A 15,359-nucleotide genomic window follows, 5' to 3' on the forward strand; every position below is an offset into this window, starting at 1 on the left:
CAAACAATCCATTTTCTGATGATCAGTAGCTTAAACAAACAATTTCAGAAATTCCTTTTAATGATCATCGATAGCTTTTATCCGCTATTTAAAAAGCTGATGCCTTTACAAACGTACCGTTACGCAGTTTGTGGCGGAGGAAATGCGGTGTTAAACTTCATCATTTTTGCGGTAACAGAAAACTTTATTGTAAAAAAGCAGATTGTTCATGTGCTACCAAACATCGCAATCAGCTCACACATTTTCTCGTTTTTGGTAGCTTTTGGCATTACATTCCCAATTGGATTTTATTTAAATACTTACGTAGTTTTTGGTGGCTCTTATTTACTCAAAAGAATTCAGCTAATTCGTTATTTTTCGGTAGTTAGCGTATGTATTCTGCTGAATTACGTATTTATGAAACTGTTTGTAGATCTGTGGGGATGGTACCCAACGCCGTCTTATATGCTCACATTTGTAGTAGTAACCTTATTCAGCTATTTTTCGCAACGTAATTTCTCTTTTAAAAAAGAACGGATAGTTTAACCTCTTCTAAAAGGCTTCAACAAGTCCTCTAAACCATTAATCTTAATTTCATAAATGGTTGCTAATTGATGTCCTAATTTTCCGGGAGGCCAACCTTTGGATGCAAACCACTCGAGGTAAGAAACCGGTAAATCGCAAAGTAAACGTCCTTTATACTTTCCAAAGTGCATTCGTTCTTTAACTAAATCCAATAATATTTGTTTGTCCATGTGTTTTAATTACAAAGATTGTCCAAAAGTGAGTAAGTTATGGTCAGGATCTAAAACGGCGAATTCCTTTTGGCCCCAAGGCTTTTGCTGTAAGGCTCCGTTTGGGTGAATTAAAACATTGCTATCTAAAAGTATTTGGTAATATTTTGCAATATCTTCCACTCTGATATAAACCTGTCCGTAATTCTCTAAAGGATTAAGATTTTTGTACTCAAAAAAATGAATTTCTATTTCATCTTTCGTTACCATCAAATATCCCTCGTAATTACCGATAATGTTGAAGCCTAACTTCTCATAATACCCAATAGTGATTGCTTTATCACGCATTGGTAATTTAGGGCATATACTTTTTAGCACTTTTAAAAAATAAATTTAAAGGTTGAAGGTAATAAGATAATCAGTGGATTATTAGAAAATCGCAATGAAAATTCAGAAAAGCTTTCCACAATTCCTTAGTCGAAAAGACTTTTTTCATATCTTGAAGCGATATAAAAACGAAGGTTAATTTGCGTAAGGGATAGTAGTGAAAATCCTTTATCAGCCAGCGGCAGATAAAGATTGTAACGAATAGCCCGACCCGACCTAAGGAGGGTTACGCCAACATTTAAAAACATGCAAACCTACAACGATATTCACCAGCAATTTGCGTCCTTTTTTAAAAGCGAATCGTTAAAACCTTTGGCTTATTTAGTTTCTAAAAAACTATCAGAAGGGCATATTTGCATCGATTTAAAAGATAAAGACATCCAAGAAAGCGAGCTCCCACCTTATTATTTAGATTTTGAACAGGCAATTAAAAGTTTGCCCAATAATAAATTAGTGACACAAAATCCTCAAGCAAAACAGCCTTTTGTGTTACACCAAAATCGCTTGTATTTGCAACGTTATTTTAATTACGAAAGCAAAATTTTAGACCGGATAAAAGCTTTTGTCGCTAGCGAAAACGAGACTGAAGAAAACAGAGTTTCCGAACTTTTGGAGATTAAAGATTTTATAAGTTCACTGTTTTTAAATAAACCTAACGTTACCAATTGGCAACTGGTGGCTACACTAAGTAGTTATATCAATAATTTCAGCATCATTACCGGCGGACCGGGAACGGGAAAAACCACTACCGTCGCCAATATTTTAGCCATCCTTTTTCACCTAAACCCCGATTTAAAAGTCGGTTTAGCGGCGCCTACCGGAAAGGCTTCTGCAAGGATGGCAGAATCTTTGAAAAATGCAAAGCTCAACGTTTCCGAAAGCATCAAACAAAAATTTCAAGAAATACAGCCTTCTACATTGCACCGTTTATTGGGTTACATACCGGATTCGCCGTATTTTAAGCATAGCGCAGCCAATACTTTAAACTACGATGTGATTATTGTAGACGAATCGTCCATGATTGATGTTGCTCTATTTTCGAAACTGTTAGACGCTGTTGATCGCAAAACTAGGATTATTTTACTTGGTGATAAAAACCAGTTGGCATCTGTAGAAGCAGGAAGCTTGTTTGGTGATTTATGTATGGCACAACCCGAATTGAACATTTTCAACACCGAAAGGCAAATGTTTATCAATTCGTTTATCACAGACGCGTCCTCGCAAATCAGAACCGAACCCCAACAGTCGCAGCACCCACTTTTTCAACATATTGTAGAACTACAATTTAGCCATCGCTTTAATAGTGAAGAAGGTATTGGTAAATTTAGCAATGCCATTATCAGCAACAACGTTCAGGAACTAAACAATTTTATAAAGCTGAATGATGATGAACGCGTGTTGATTGATACGGAGTTTAAACCATCGGTTTTTGAAGAGTTTATTTTGGGTTACGAAGCTTACATTAAAGAAATAGATATATACGAAGCTTTAAAAAAGTTTAACCAGTTACGCGTTTTATGTGCCATACGCGAAGGTGAACATGGCTTATACATGACCAACAAAAAAATTGAACAATACTTAGCCAAAAAAAACCTGCTGACCTTAGATAAAGAGTTTTATGAGAATAGACCTATTATTATGAACAAAAACAATTATGAATTAGGTTTATTTAACGGCGATATCGGGATTGTGAGGACAGATAAAAACGGTGTTTTAAAGGCACACTTTGAACCTAGCGACGGTGAAGAACGCATTTTTTTACCTGGTTTATTGGCAGGCGCAGAAACGGTTTTTGCGATGACAATACATAAAAGTCAAGGTTCGGAGTTTGAAAAAGTACTGATTGTATTGCCAGAAAGTGAAGGTATTAACATTTTAACGCGAGAACTGCTTTATACAGGCGTTACACGAGCAAAAAACAAAGTGGTTTTACAAGCTACCACAAATTCAATTTTAGATGCGGCCAATGCACAAGTAAAAAGAGCATCGGGCATAAGTAACAGATTTTTAAATTAAAGGTGAGTTTTGGTTTAATTGTGATCATATAGAATATGATATGTTTAGAATAATGCAAGTTACGACTGTTTTCCGTTCAATCCAGACCAAGCACAGACCAATGTTAACGTCTTTTTCGACATTAGAACTTTGCGGTATAGATGAGGGGAGTAAAAACACTCCCTTTGTAGCAAAGGGCGTAGTCGAGAGTTTTTTGTTTACTTTTTTGCGGAAAAAAAGTAAATGCCGATGCCCGGCATGAGGGCAGGCAAGGCTGTGCTGAAAAGGCAACAGAGGTGAAATTCACATTTAAATAAGATCCAAAACTCACGGTTAAATTATCAGGTATTTTTTATGGCACTCCGTTTACAGGTTTCCAATTCCTTATCCATACTAGCAAAGTATTTTTGCGAAGACTTAAAGCAGCAAAATACCGCTGTTTTTAAACCTTATTATCTGGTTACCCAAACCGAGGGAATGAATAATTGGTTGCGTTTACAACTGGCAGAAAACCTGGGTATTGCAGCCAACTACAAGTTTTTAAAGCCAAATGATTTAGTTAACCAGATTTACGCAGCCTTAGGCGGCGAGTTTTTGCAAGCGCTTACACAAGAAAACTTAGCTTGGCTGATTTTTAAGATCTTAGGTGAAAAAGATTTTATTAAGCGCTTTAAAGATATTTCTACTTATTACACCACCGACACTCCAGACAAAGATTTAAAACGCATTGCCTTAGCAGAAAAAATTGCCGATTTGTTTGACCAGTATCAAATTTATCGTCAGGAAATTATCCAAAAATGGAATACCGAAGGGTTAAACAATATTGGTGTCGACGACTGGCAACAATACCTTTGGGTAAAGGCAAACCAGCTGACTAATGATAACATTCCAGATAAAACTAGAATTGGCGATTACATTTTAGCGCAGTTAAAAGATCCGGCAAAGCAACAGCAATTAAAAAATAAAATGCCTGCTGTTTTTCTTTTTGGTTTATCCGTAACTACCGATTTCCACTTGCATATTTTTCATGAAGTTGGGCATGTTATCGACTTTTCGTACTACCTCATCAATCCTTCTCCAAACATTTATTGGTTCGAGGATTTAAGCGAGAAACAAGCTTACCGCTTGCAACGGAAAGGCATTATGCAAAAAGCCGACAGTAACCTCGGCAACAATTTATTGACCAGTTGGGGCAAAGTAATTCAGCACACTTTCTCCATGCTTTTTAAAAGTGACGACCTAATTAACAATTACGAAGAAGTTGCACTGTTAGCACCCAGAAAAGATAGTTTACTGCATAAAATTCAAAGTGATATTTTCTATAATTTAAGTGATGCAGAAAGAGAGAATTTAAATTTCGCGGACATTAATGACGGTTCTTTAAGCATCCACGCTTGCTACACTCCTGCCCGCGAAGTTGAAGCTTTGTACAACTTTTTAGTTGGACTTGTAGACCAGAAGAAGGAGGCGCTTTCGCCACGAGATATTGTGGTAATGGTTAGTGATATTGATACCTACGCACCTTACATTAAAGCCATTTTTAGGAATGCACCCTACCAGTTTTATTTCAGCATTGCCGATGAAAGTTTTAGTTCAAATGACACCATTGCAGCTTCCCTTATTGCATTGATGGAAATGAACCTCCAAAACTTAAAAGCGGAGGAAGTTTTACAGCTTTTGGATTTTGGCTACATCAGAAAACGGTTTGGTATTACTGATTTGGCTTTGATAAGAAAAGTAGTAAACCACGCAAATATTAGGTTTGGTGTAAATGGCGACCTTTCCGATGACAGCGTTTACGTAAGCTGGAATTATGGACTACAACGTATTATCTATGGCATTTGCATGAGTGGCGAAGAAGAATATTTTACCGAAGATAATAGCTTATTTCCCTTGGATATGGTTGAGGGAAGTGCATCGTACGAGTTGATTAAGTTTGTACATTTTGTGGAAGTGCTAATTGCTACACTCACCGATAGGGATAAAAACCGCAGCATCAGCGACTGGGTGAAATATGTGGAACGCTTACTTATTGATTTGGTTTTTGACCCCGGAGAAAATGCCGACGAAGATTATACCGTTTTAATAAAGCAATTAGAAAAATACAACGTAGTAAACGATTTGGTGACTGATGAAATAAGCTATCCTTTATTTAGTCACAGTTTTTTAGGTGCTGTTAGCGCTTCAGTGCGTTCGGGCTCATTTGCTGGGGGCGGGATTACATTCTGTTCGCTCATTCCCATGCGAAGCATCCCTTTTAAAGTGGTTGCATTGTTGGGTTTAAATTTCGATAAATTCCCAAGGAAAGAGAATCAGATCAACTTCAATTTAATTACTCAAAATCCCCGTAAGGGCGATAGAAACGTAAAAGAAAACGACAAACACTTGTTTTTAGAAACCCTACTTTCTGCACAGGATTACCTTTACATCAGTTACATCGGGCAAAGTGTAAAAGATAACGGAACCATTCCGCCATCTGCTTTGGTTGATGAGCTAATTGATTACCTGCAGGCAAAATTCCCAGAAAGTGATGAGTTAGCGAACACCATCGTTCAAAAACACAGCTTACATAGTTTTAGCCCTAAAAACAACAAAAACGGGAAAATCAATTATATAGAAACAAGCGAAACTGCCAAACGCGAATTTTTGGTAACGCAACAGAAAGAAACTTTAAGCTTCGCCAACATCAGTATCAACGAGTTTATCAATTTTTTCAAAAATCCATTTAAAGCATATTTCAACAAAGTTTTATCGATCAATTATTATTCAGAAGATTCGCTTTTAACAGAGACTGAAATATTTGGTTTAGACAACTTACAAAGCTGGAATTTGAAGCAAAACCTGCTTTTAACCGATGTAAATGATCAAAGTTCTTTACAGCAGCGCTTGTTAAAAACAGGTAGTTTACCACTTAAAAACATGGCAAAAGTGGTTTTTACAAATACAGAAGAAACGGTAGCCGAGATTAGAGATTTATTTAAAGCATGTATAGGTAAGGATGGTGAAGAAACCATAACTATTGATTTAAATATCGAAGAAGCTAGCACTCGTTTTTCTGGAAAAATCGATGGAATTTATGGAGATAAAATGATAATGATTTCTTGGTCTAAAAATGAAACTAAATATCTGTTAGAAGCATATTTAAAATACCTTATGGCGCAGGCATCTGGTTTAAACCTGGAACTAAACTTTATCAGTAGTAACCACGCAACGGTTTATAAAGCAAGTAAAATTGACTCCGCCACAGCCAAAAACAAATTACTGGAGCTTAGTGATTTATACATTAAAGGACATGATGAAATCCTTTCTTTTTACCCCGATTTCAAAATTGAACCAAAAGATATTGAAACAATAACTTATACAAAGTTCAGAAAAGCGGTGGATGACAAACTAAACAATTTCCAGTTCCCTTGTAATGATCCCTATATTTTACAAAAATACAGAGACGGCTTTTTCGACAATGAACTAGCTGTTGATGAGCAGGATGAAAACGAAGTTTTCGTAAGTTTTAAAGAGAACTACAATAAAATCATAAGCCCCTTAGTACAAGTTTTTCCTTCTTATTATAAGTAGTAAAAAGATTCAACAGCAAAGATTCAAGAAACAAGACAAAACATTCATTTAAAATTCAATCCTTCTATCATTCAAAATTCAATCATTAAATATGCCCAAAGAATTTTTAGATTTTAACGCGAGCAACGTAGAATTAGCAGGTAGCAATTTAATTGAAGCAAGTGCCGGAACCGGAAAAACTTACTCCATTGCGGTTTTGGTGTTGCGTTTATTATTAGAGAAAAACATTGCCATTAGAGAAATTTTAATGGTCACGTTTACCAAGGCCGCTGTTGCCGAATTAGAAGAACGCATTCGTTTATTTGTGCGTTTGGCGTATAAAGTAGCTCAAGGCGAAACAATTAAAGACGCTACAATTACCGCTTTGGTAAAAAACGTAAGCGATAAAAGTCCGCAAGAAATTGAAGAACTTTTAAAAGAAGCCATTTTGTTTTTAGATGAAACATCGGTATTAACCATCCACAGTTTTTGCCAACAGACTTTAGGCGAATTTGCATTCGAGACCGACCAGCTTTTCGGTATCGACCTGATGCAAGATGGTTCTGCAATTTTAGAGGATGAAACCAATAAATTTTGGCGGCAATTTGTTACTACAATCCCCACAGAAATGTTAGGGATCTTGATTAATGATGGACTTGCTAAAGGCGCAATTAAAAATAAAGTCCGTAGCCATCTTTCTGGGCAAAACTATTACCACTATAAGGTGGGAGAAAACTACACCATGTGCGACGCCGATTACGAATATGCAGCGAAAGAAATAGATTTAAAACAGCAGGAGATTGATAAGCATTGGGAAAGTATTGTTGATTATTGCCAAAACAATAAGGCAGATCTTGTAAAAAGTTGTGAAGGAAATGCTTATTGCAGAAAAGATATACTTCCTTACATCAATGATGCAGAAAGTTTTATCGAAGCGGTTAACAGCAAACGCGATAAAGCTAACGTACAAAAAACTTTACCCGAAATTATAAACTTTTTAGCTGAATTAGACGAGCTAAAAAAGCAAAAAATTGCCATAACTAAAAAAGTAATTGTTAAAATAACCTGTAACGGAATCCAACAGATTTCTGCCGGTATTGCCTATTACAAAAACCGTTACAATCAAATTAGTTTCGATGATTTGATCTCAAAACTTCACCATGCATTGGTAAAACGAGAAAGCACCAAGCTGGTTGACTGTTTACAGCAAAAATACAAAGCTGTTTTTATTGATGAGTTTCAAGATACAGACCGTTTACAATATGAGATTTTCGAAAAAGCATTTGGCACAAACACCATTTTATTTTACATAGGCGATCCAAAGCAATCCATATACGCTTTTAGAAAAGCAGACATCTACACTTATTTTGAAGCAAAAAACGCAGTCGATAAAAAGTATGGAATGAATCAGAACTATCGATCATCAACAAAATTGATTGATGCGATGAATACTTTTTTTAAACCTGAAGAAAACTTTGACACTTTTCATTTTGGCAATGCATCGCTAGAACAGCGTATAAATTATTTGGAAGTAGCGTCCCCAAGCAACAACAAAAAAGGAAATCTGTTGTACAATAATTCGCCAACAACACCTATCGAAATCACAGAATGTGCTAAAAATGATGGTATATACGAGGCTGTTGCTACTCAGATTATTACCTTGTTTAACGATAAAAACTTCCAGATTGAAGCTGATGGCGTAACGAGAGGTATTTTGCCCAAAGATATTGGCATATTAATCCGCAATAAGGCAGCGGGCATCAAGATCAAAAAACTACTGACGAGACATGGGATTCCGGCAATAACCATTGATGATGGAAAAGTTTTACAGTCTGAAGAAGCGCTATATTTGCTTTATTTTTTACAAGCAATTACAGACATCAGTGGAGCAAGTATAAACAAAGCCTTGCTCTCCCCTTTCACCGGTTTTACCGCCGACAATATTTTAGCCTTAGATCATGATCTAATTATTGAGCTGTTTAGGCGCTACAAACTAGCTTGGGATAAAGATGGGATTTACACCGCGTTAAAAGCTTTTACTAAAGATTTCTCGATAGAAAGTCAGCTACTAAACGCACAAAACAGCGATGGCGAAAGAACCATCACCAATCTGTATCAGTTAATTGAACTTTTGCACAAAACCCAAAGCCGTAAAAACTTAAATAGCTTAGAACTAATCAGCTGGTTAAAACGTGGAATTGAAGGCATGGAAACCGATGGCGACGAGTTTGAACAGCGTATTGAAAATGATGAAGATGCGATTAAAATTGTAACAATACACAAAAGCAAAGGCTTAGAATATAAAATTGTATTTGCGCCAACTTTGGATTTAGTAACCAACACCAAACATACCGACTGTAGTTTTAGGAGCGAAAATGGAGATTATATTTCGGCCGAAAAAGCTGATTTAACACCAGAGGAATTAGCCGAGGTTGTTAAACAGGCAGAACAAGAAAACCGAAGATTGGTTTATGTTGCAATCACCAGAGCAGTGTCTCAATGCTACATCTACAAAAGCAATTATTATAAAACATCGTCGCTCAGCTTTTTTACCGATACTTTAAAAAAGCTGGAAACCAAGCTCATTAGGTTTAAATCAAGCGACGACTTAGCTATCCCGGCGGGCTATAAATACAAAAAAACCGGTGCAGACGAAACAACCCATCCAATAAAGCCAATCGATTTTAAGCTATCGCAAGAAAATTGGCGGAGAATGAGTTATTCTATGCTTCGGGCAGATCACCCGATGAGCATCAAACTAAAACAACAAACTGAGTTAAAAGGTTATGATGATTTCATTTTCAACCAATTAAGAAAAGGAGCAAAAACAGGTAACATGCTTCATTTTATCTTCGAAAACATCCATTTTCATGATAATTCAAAGTGGCCAAACGTAATTGAACAAGCCATACAAAGGTTTGTACCTCAACAAGAAAACGTTTACCAACCCATGTTAATGGAAATGTTGCACCATGTTTTAGGCGCTACCATAAGCATCGATGACGAGTCTTTTAAGTTATCCGAAGTAAATTCTTTTAAATGTATCCACGAATTAGAATTCGACTTTAACGTAGAAAACTTTATTCCGGGAAATTTAAACCAGCTGAGCACTACCGATATATTGGTTGATGCCAAACCCTTCCCAATTTTAGAAGGTGTTATGAATGGAAAAATCGATTTATTTTTTGAGCACAATAATAAGTACTATGTTTTAGATTGGAAATCAAACTTTTTAGGCGATTCTGTAGCTGATTATGAACAAGGGAATCTAAACTTAGCAATGAACGAAAGCAACTACCATTTGCAATATCTTATTTACGCTTTAGCAATAAAAAAATACTTAGAAAGCCGTTTACCTAACTTCAACTACAAATATCAATTTGGCGGCGTAATCTATCTTTTTTTAAGAGGAATACGCAGTGATTTGCAAACAGGGATTTTTACGGCAAAGCCTGATATTTCTACTATTGGAAATTTAAATGCGAGGTTATCTGCTCAATAGCAAAAAAACAGAAACTTAGGTTTTGGATTTTCACAAAATTTGATTTTTTACGTAATTGCCTATGATGCCCGTCATTTATGCTCAGCAAAAGATTCAATACTTTTGAATAATCAGTTAACCCATTAAATGCCTCGGTCATGGAAAATCTAGAAAACAAAGAAAATCTCAGTTTATTAAACGAGAATTATATAGGTCATATAGCATTTATTGCTGACAACAAACCATTTACAATTCCGATTACTTATTATTACAACCAAAAAGATTCGATTTTGGCATACGCTAGCGAAGGTCATAAAATCGAAGCCATGCGGAAAAATCCCAATGTTTCACTTCAGGTTAACGAAATCATCGACGTTGACCAGTGGCGTTCTGTTTTGGTTCATGGTACTTTTGAGGAAATGCATGGACCAGAAGCTAAATTTATACTGCATGAATTTGCCGAAGGTGTTAAAAGAGTAATCAGCAAAAAAGAAAATAGAAAACCACAGTTTATCAGCGAATTTACGAGTGATGTTTATTCAACAGGCGTTACTGTAGTTTATCGGATTAAAATCTCTCAAATGACGGGAAAGAAAATGGCCGAGGAGAAAAATTTAGTGCTATAAAAACGGAGCAAAAAGCAAGGCCCGATTGGAAGCTATCCAATCGGGCCTTGTTGTTTATCATAAAATTACTATTCTTCGATTAATTTAACTGATTCTTTGTTTCTCCATTTTGCAATTCTGGCTTTAACCTTAGCCCTAATCAGGTACATAGAAGGTACCAAAATCAAGGTTAAAAAAGTGGCAAAGCTTAATCCAAAAATCATTGTCCACGATAATGGACCCCAGAAAGCAACGTTATCTCCACCAAAATAAAGATGTGGATTTCCGGTTGTTAATAGTAACGTGAAATCGAGGTTTAAACCAACTGCTAAAGGTATTAAACCTAACATCGTTGCTGTTGCTGTTAAAATTACAGGTGTCATTCTGGTTCTTCCTGCCTCTAAAATAGCATCATACGGGGTCATTCCTTGCTCAATCATTAAATCGGCAAATTCTACCAGCAAGATACCGTTACGCACCACAATCCCCGCAAGGGCTACAATACCAATACCCATCATTACTATCGACATTTCCATTTGGAAGATAGTGATCCCAAGTAGCACTCCAATGATGCTGAATAATATTTCACTCAAAATAATCAAAGGTTTACCAATAGAATTGAACTGGATTACCAAAATAATCAAGATTAAAAAGAAAGCTACACCCAAAGCCATACCCAAGAAAGCAGAAGTTTCTGCTTGTTCTTCCTCTGCACCGCCCATCTTAATCACCACTCCGTCTGGTCCATTAAAATCGCGAATAGCGCTTTCAATATTCTTATTTACCTCTCCTGGATTAAAATCGGTAAGTACGTTAGACGATAAAATCACGATACGTTTACCTTGCTTACGCTTGATACCACCGTATGTATTTACATAATCGATATCTGCGAAAGAAGAAATTGGGACTTGACGGATTGCACCGCCCATCGCCATATCTCTAAACGTCATCTGAATATTTCTGAGCGCCTCCAAACTGTTTCTTTGGTCTTCTTTTGCTCTTACATTAATCTTATAATCTTCGTCCAAATCTCTAAACTTCGAAGCTTCCATCCCAAACAATGCAGTTCTTACATTGTAAACCACACTCTGTGTTGCAATTCCTTGTCTATTGGCTCTTTCTCTATTAATATCGAAAATGATTTCGGGCTTGTTATTCTGAAAATCCGACTTTAACTCCTCAATACCCCCAATACTTTTTGCAACCAAATAACTTTTTAAACGTTCGGAAGTGGTTACCAAACTATCCAAATCGTCGCCAGTAATTTCTATACTGATTGGCTTTGCAGTTGGCGGACCGGATTGTTCCTGCGTAACCGAAATTTCGGCACCTGGAATTCCCTTAATCGCATTACGGATTGCCGTTAAATATTCTGTAGAAGGTCTTCCTTTTCGCTTTCCAAACTCTTTAAAAGCAACAGTAACCTTACTTTTATTTGGATAATTCCCTTGATCTTCATCTTGTGGATCTGTTACGCCAACTGTTACATTAGATATAATAGACGACACGTTTTGATTACCTAGACTATCTACCACTGCCGTTACTCTCTTCTCAATCTTTTTGGTAATCTCGTTAGTGTATGCTTGATCTGTACCAACAGGTAGGGAAGTATAAACGTAAACGAAATTTGGATCAGATGAGGGAAAGAAAACAAACTTAGGCGGAAAAACACCGGTGAGTACAACGGAAAAAATCAGTAGCCCAAGCGTACTACCCAAAATAGTGTAAGGGCGATGCAAGGCCCAGTCTAAAAACCTACCGTATTTTGCTTGTGCCCGTGGCCAAAGTTCGGTCTGAAATCTGCGTATTACTTTCTCTAACACAAAGTGCTGCAACAAGTAGAACAGCGCTATAATTACTACAAAATTCCCAAAAGCAAAGCTGATTAAGTAAGCAATTATCGCTACGATAGCAAAGCATATTAAAACCTTTTTAACTTTTTTATCAAAACTTGGCTTATGCGCTTCGTGTCCGTCATGAGATTCCATAAAATCAACCGCAAAAACAGGGTTGATAATATAAGCAACCACTAACGACGCTAACAATGTAATAATAAGGGTAATTGGCAAAAAGAACATAAAATCGCCAATAACACCCGGCCAAAATGCCAGTGGAACAAAAGGTGCAAGCGTTGTCATTGTACCAGAAAACACTGGTAAAAATACTTCCCCCGCGGCCATTTTTGCTGCATGCTTAATGCTCACCTTTCCATTTTCAAATATCCTATGGGTGTTTTCAATCACCACAATGGCATCATCCACTACAATTCCCAAAGCCAAAAGGAAAGAAAAAAGTACAATCATGTTCATGGTAAACCCGAGGACTGGCATCACTAAAAATGCAACACACATTGATAAAGGAACAGACATTGCCACAAACAATGCGTTGGTTATTCCCATAAAGAACATCAAAATCAATGTTACCAAAATAAATCCTATAATAATGGTATTGATTAAATCATGCAGGGTAACACGTGTTTGATCGGATTGGTCGCCAGTTATTACAATGTCCAAACCTTTTGGAAACTGCTTGGCTTCCATCTCCGCAATAATCTCTCTAATTTTATCAGATGCCTCAATCAGATTCTCGCCAGATCGCTTTTTAACATTTAACGTAATTACGTTTTTACCGTTAAGTCTCGCAAAAGATTCCTGTTCTTTAAAACCATCAACCACTTCGGCAATGTCTCGTAAATAAACAGACCCACCCGTTGGTGTTTTGATTATGGTATTTGCAATTTCTTCTGCAGATTTATACTCTTTTTTAATATTTAAAGTCCTTCTAACCCCATCTATAGGTACAGTTCCGCCAGAAGCAGATTTGTTTTCATAACCTATGGCAGTTTGAATATCCATGAACGAAATCTGGGCAGCAGCCATTTTGTTCATGTCCACGTTAATCTGCATTTCTGGATCTAAAGCACCCACAATATCCACTCCCGATATTTCTGGAAGCGTTTCTATCCTATCCTTTAAATCATCAGCGTAACGCTTAATGGTTTTTAGGTCAAAATCTCCAGAAATATTTAAAAACATAATTGGCAGATCAGATAAGTTTATATCCATAACCACGGGATCATCTGGCATATCCGATGGTAAATCTGTTTTTGCTTTGTCTACAGCATCTTTAATACGCTGTTTGGCAACCACAATATCAACGTTAGAGTTAAACTCTGCGGTGATGATCGAAAAATCCTGATAAGAATTAGAGGTTACCTTTTTTAAACCTTGCGTAGATCTAATCTGCTTTTCAATTTGTTTGGTTACCAAATTCTCCATATTACCCGGAGAGGTTCCCGGATAAACGGTTTGTACAAAAATCTTAGGGATAGATATTTCTGGAAAATTTTCTTTTGGTAAATTCAAATAGGCGATATAACCCGCTATCAATAGCATAAAGGTTAAAACATATATCGCTGTTTTATTTTCAATGGCCCAACTTGAGGGCTTAAATTCTTTATCTAAATCTTTCACTTAGCGTATTTTTTATGGAGGATAAATAAAATGTAAAATTATATTCTTACCGTATCACCTTCGTTTAAACCGTTTAACCCAACGGTTATCACTTTATCGCCAGCCTTAATACCGCTTAAAATTTCGGCCTGTCCGTTATAAATATTTCCAACTTTTACGGGTACTTTTTTCGCTTTTCCACCTTCGTCTACCATTAAGTAATCACCTGCTTCAGATTTCAATAACGCTTTGATAGGTACAGTAGTGGCTTTTGCATTGGTGTACTCTACAATTTTTAAAACCGAAATCATATTAGGTCTAAAGCTTTTTCTGCTGGGTAATTTGGCCTCTACATTAAAGCTTCTGCTCATTGGATCAATGGTTTTTGATGCAAAAGAAATTTTTGCTTTAACAGAGTCAGCCGCATCTGGTAAAATCACCAAAACATCGTCGCCTTGGCTAATTTTTCCTGCGTAAGCTTCAGAAACCTGTGCTTTGGCTTTCAGATCATCTGCGTTAACTACTCTAATTCCGGGAGCTCCAGGCTGTACCGCTTGGCCTACTTTATAGTCCATTTGATCAATGGTACCAGAAATTGGAGATTTAATTTTATACATAGATGCCTGTTGTTTTAAAACAGCCATCTGCTTCTCTAAACCTTCTTTTTGAGTTTTAGCATTTAAAAACTGTACTTCGGTACCAATTTTTTGGTCCCATAAGTTTTTCTGACGGCCATATAAATTGTTGGCTAAATCTAAAGAAGTCTGTAGCTGCGCTATATTTTGGCGCAATACTGCATCATCAATCTGTGCAAGCACTTGTCCTTTAGAAACATTTTGACCAATTGTTGCATAAACCTTGGTAATTACACCCATTGCTTCTGGGTTAACCTGCACATTTTGCTCCGCATCAATTTTGCCTTGTATCTCTATATAATTTCTAAAAGTGCTAAGCGCTACCGTGTAAATTTCAACATCTTTAGAAACTGCTGTCTTTTGTGTACCAATTTCAGCCTCCAACTCAGCAACCTGTTCGTTGATTTTAGCCTGCTCCTTTTTTAGTTTTTCCAGCTTTGCTTTTTTATCGTTCGGATTGTTTCCGCAAGCTGCTAAAAACAGAACTAGTGATGCTATTAATAATTTTTTCATTGTTTTATATTATTCTAAAATGTGAA

9 protein-coding genes are annotated in these 15,359 nt (G+C 36.6%); 5 read left to right on the top strand and 4 right to left on the bottom strand.

Annotated elements, in window-relative coordinates; all coding sequences use genetic code 11:
• Positions 1 to 60: 60 nt before the first annotated feature.
• Positions 61 to 525 carry a GtrA family protein gene (locus tag B176_RS0109295; RefSeq protein WP_237739817.1) on the top strand — a complete coding sequence of 155 codons (465 nt, stop codon included), beginning with the start codon at positions 61 to 63 and terminating at the stop codon, positions 523 to 525.
• Here the strand turns inward: B176_RS0109295 and B176_RS0109300 are convergent.
• Entirely contained in the window at positions 522 to 734 is a 213-nt protein-coding gene (locus tag B176_RS0109300; protein WP_017258534.1) for a DUF3820 family protein, read from the bottom strand. The two genes, B176_RS0109295 and B176_RS0109300, sit on opposite strands and share 4 nt — an antisense overlap.
• 9 nt (positions 735 to 743) lie before the next feature.
• Positions 744 to 1,061, bottom strand: a complete 318-nt coding sequence (locus tag B176_RS0109305) for a bleomycin resistance protein (protein ID WP_017258535.1) — start codon at positions 1,059 to 1,061, stop codon at positions 744 to 746.
• A 285-nt stretch (positions 1,062 to 1,346) separates the two neighbouring features.
• On the opposite strand from B176_RS0109305, the gene recD reads away from it, so the two are divergent.
• From recD to B176_RS19340, 4 genes are all read left to right on the top strand, one after another.
• On the top strand, positions 1,347 to 3,116 hold the full coding sequence (gene recD, locus B176_RS0109310) for an exodeoxyribonuclease V subunit alpha (RefSeq protein ID WP_017258536.1): 1,770 nt from the start codon (positions 1,347 to 1,349) through the stop codon (positions 3,114 to 3,116).
• Between the two features lie 333 nt (positions 3,117 to 3,449).
• A complete protein-coding gene (gene recC, locus B176_RS0109315) occupies positions 3,450 to 6,668 on the top strand; it encodes an exodeoxyribonuclease V subunit gamma (protein WP_017258537.1) in 3,219 nt (1,072 codons plus the stop codon).
• Positions 6,669 to 6,759: 91 nt separating this feature from the next.
• Positions 6,760 to 10,149, top strand: a complete 3,390-nt coding sequence (recB, locus tag B176_RS0109320; protein ID WP_017258538.1) for an exodeoxyribonuclease V subunit beta — start codon at positions 6,760 to 6,762, stop codon at positions 10,147 to 10,149.
• Positions 10,150 to 10,286: 137 nt separating this feature from the next.
• Positions 10,287 to 10,754: a pyridoxamine 5'-phosphate oxidase family protein gene (locus tag B176_RS19340; protein ID WP_017258539.1), complete on the top strand. Its 468-nt coding sequence runs from the start codon at positions 10,287 to 10,289 to the stop codon at positions 10,752 to 10,754.
• A 68-nt stretch (positions 10,755 to 10,822) separates the two neighbouring features.
• On the opposite strand, the gene B176_RS19345 is transcribed toward B176_RS19340, so the two are convergent.
• Together B176_RS19345 and B176_RS0109335 are read right to left on the bottom strand one after the other, a co-directional pair.
• Complete coding sequence (locus B176_RS19345; RefSeq protein ID WP_017258540.1) at positions 10,823 to 14,206, bottom strand: efflux RND transporter permease subunit; 3,384 nt, start codon at positions 14,204 to 14,206, stop codon at positions 10,823 to 10,825.
• A 38-nt stretch (positions 14,207 to 14,244) separates the two neighbouring features.
• Entirely contained in the window at positions 14,245 to 15,333 is a 1,089-nt protein-coding gene (locus B176_RS0109335) for an efflux RND transporter periplasmic adaptor subunit (RefSeq protein ID WP_017258541.1), read from the bottom strand.
• Positions 15,334 to 15,359: the final 26 nt, after the last annotated feature.

The sequence above is a fragment of the Pedobacter arcticus A12 genome (assembly GCF_000302595.1).
GTDB lineage: Bacteria > Bacteroidota > Bacteroidia > Sphingobacteriales > Sphingobacteriaceae > Pseudopedobacter > Pseudopedobacter arcticus.

Excerpts from the sequence above, each read along its gene's own strand:
- B176_RS0109305 (WP_017258535.1), bottom strand. The coding sequence starts at position 1,061 with ATGCGTGATAAAGCAATCACTATTGGGTATTATGAGAAGTTAGGCTTC.
- B176_RS0109335 (WP_017258541.1), bottom strand. The coding sequence starts at position 15,333 with ATGAAAAAATTATTAATAGCATCACTAGTTCTGTTTTTAGCAGCTTGC.
- recC (WP_017258537.1), top strand. The coding sequence starts at position 3,450 with ATGGCACTCCGTTTACAGGTTTCCAATTCCTTATCCATACTAGCAAAG.
- B176_RS19340 (WP_017258539.1), top strand. The coding sequence starts at position 10,287 with ATGGAAAATCTAGAAAACAAAGAAAATCTCAGTTTATTAAACGAGAAT.
- B176_RS0109295 (WP_237739817.1), top strand. The coding sequence starts at position 61 with ATGATCATCGATAGCTTTTATCCGCTATTTAAAAAGCTGATGCCTTTA.
- recB (WP_017258538.1), top strand. The coding sequence starts at position 6,760 with ATGCCCAAAGAATTTTTAGATTTTAACGCGAGCAACGTAGAATTAGCA.
- B176_RS0109300 (WP_017258534.1), bottom strand. The coding sequence starts at position 734 with ATGGACAAACAAATATTATTGGATTTAGTTAAAGAACGAATGCACTTT.
- recD (WP_017258536.1), top strand. The coding sequence starts at position 1,347 with ATGCAAACCTACAACGATATTCACCAGCAATTTGCGTCCTTTTTTAAA.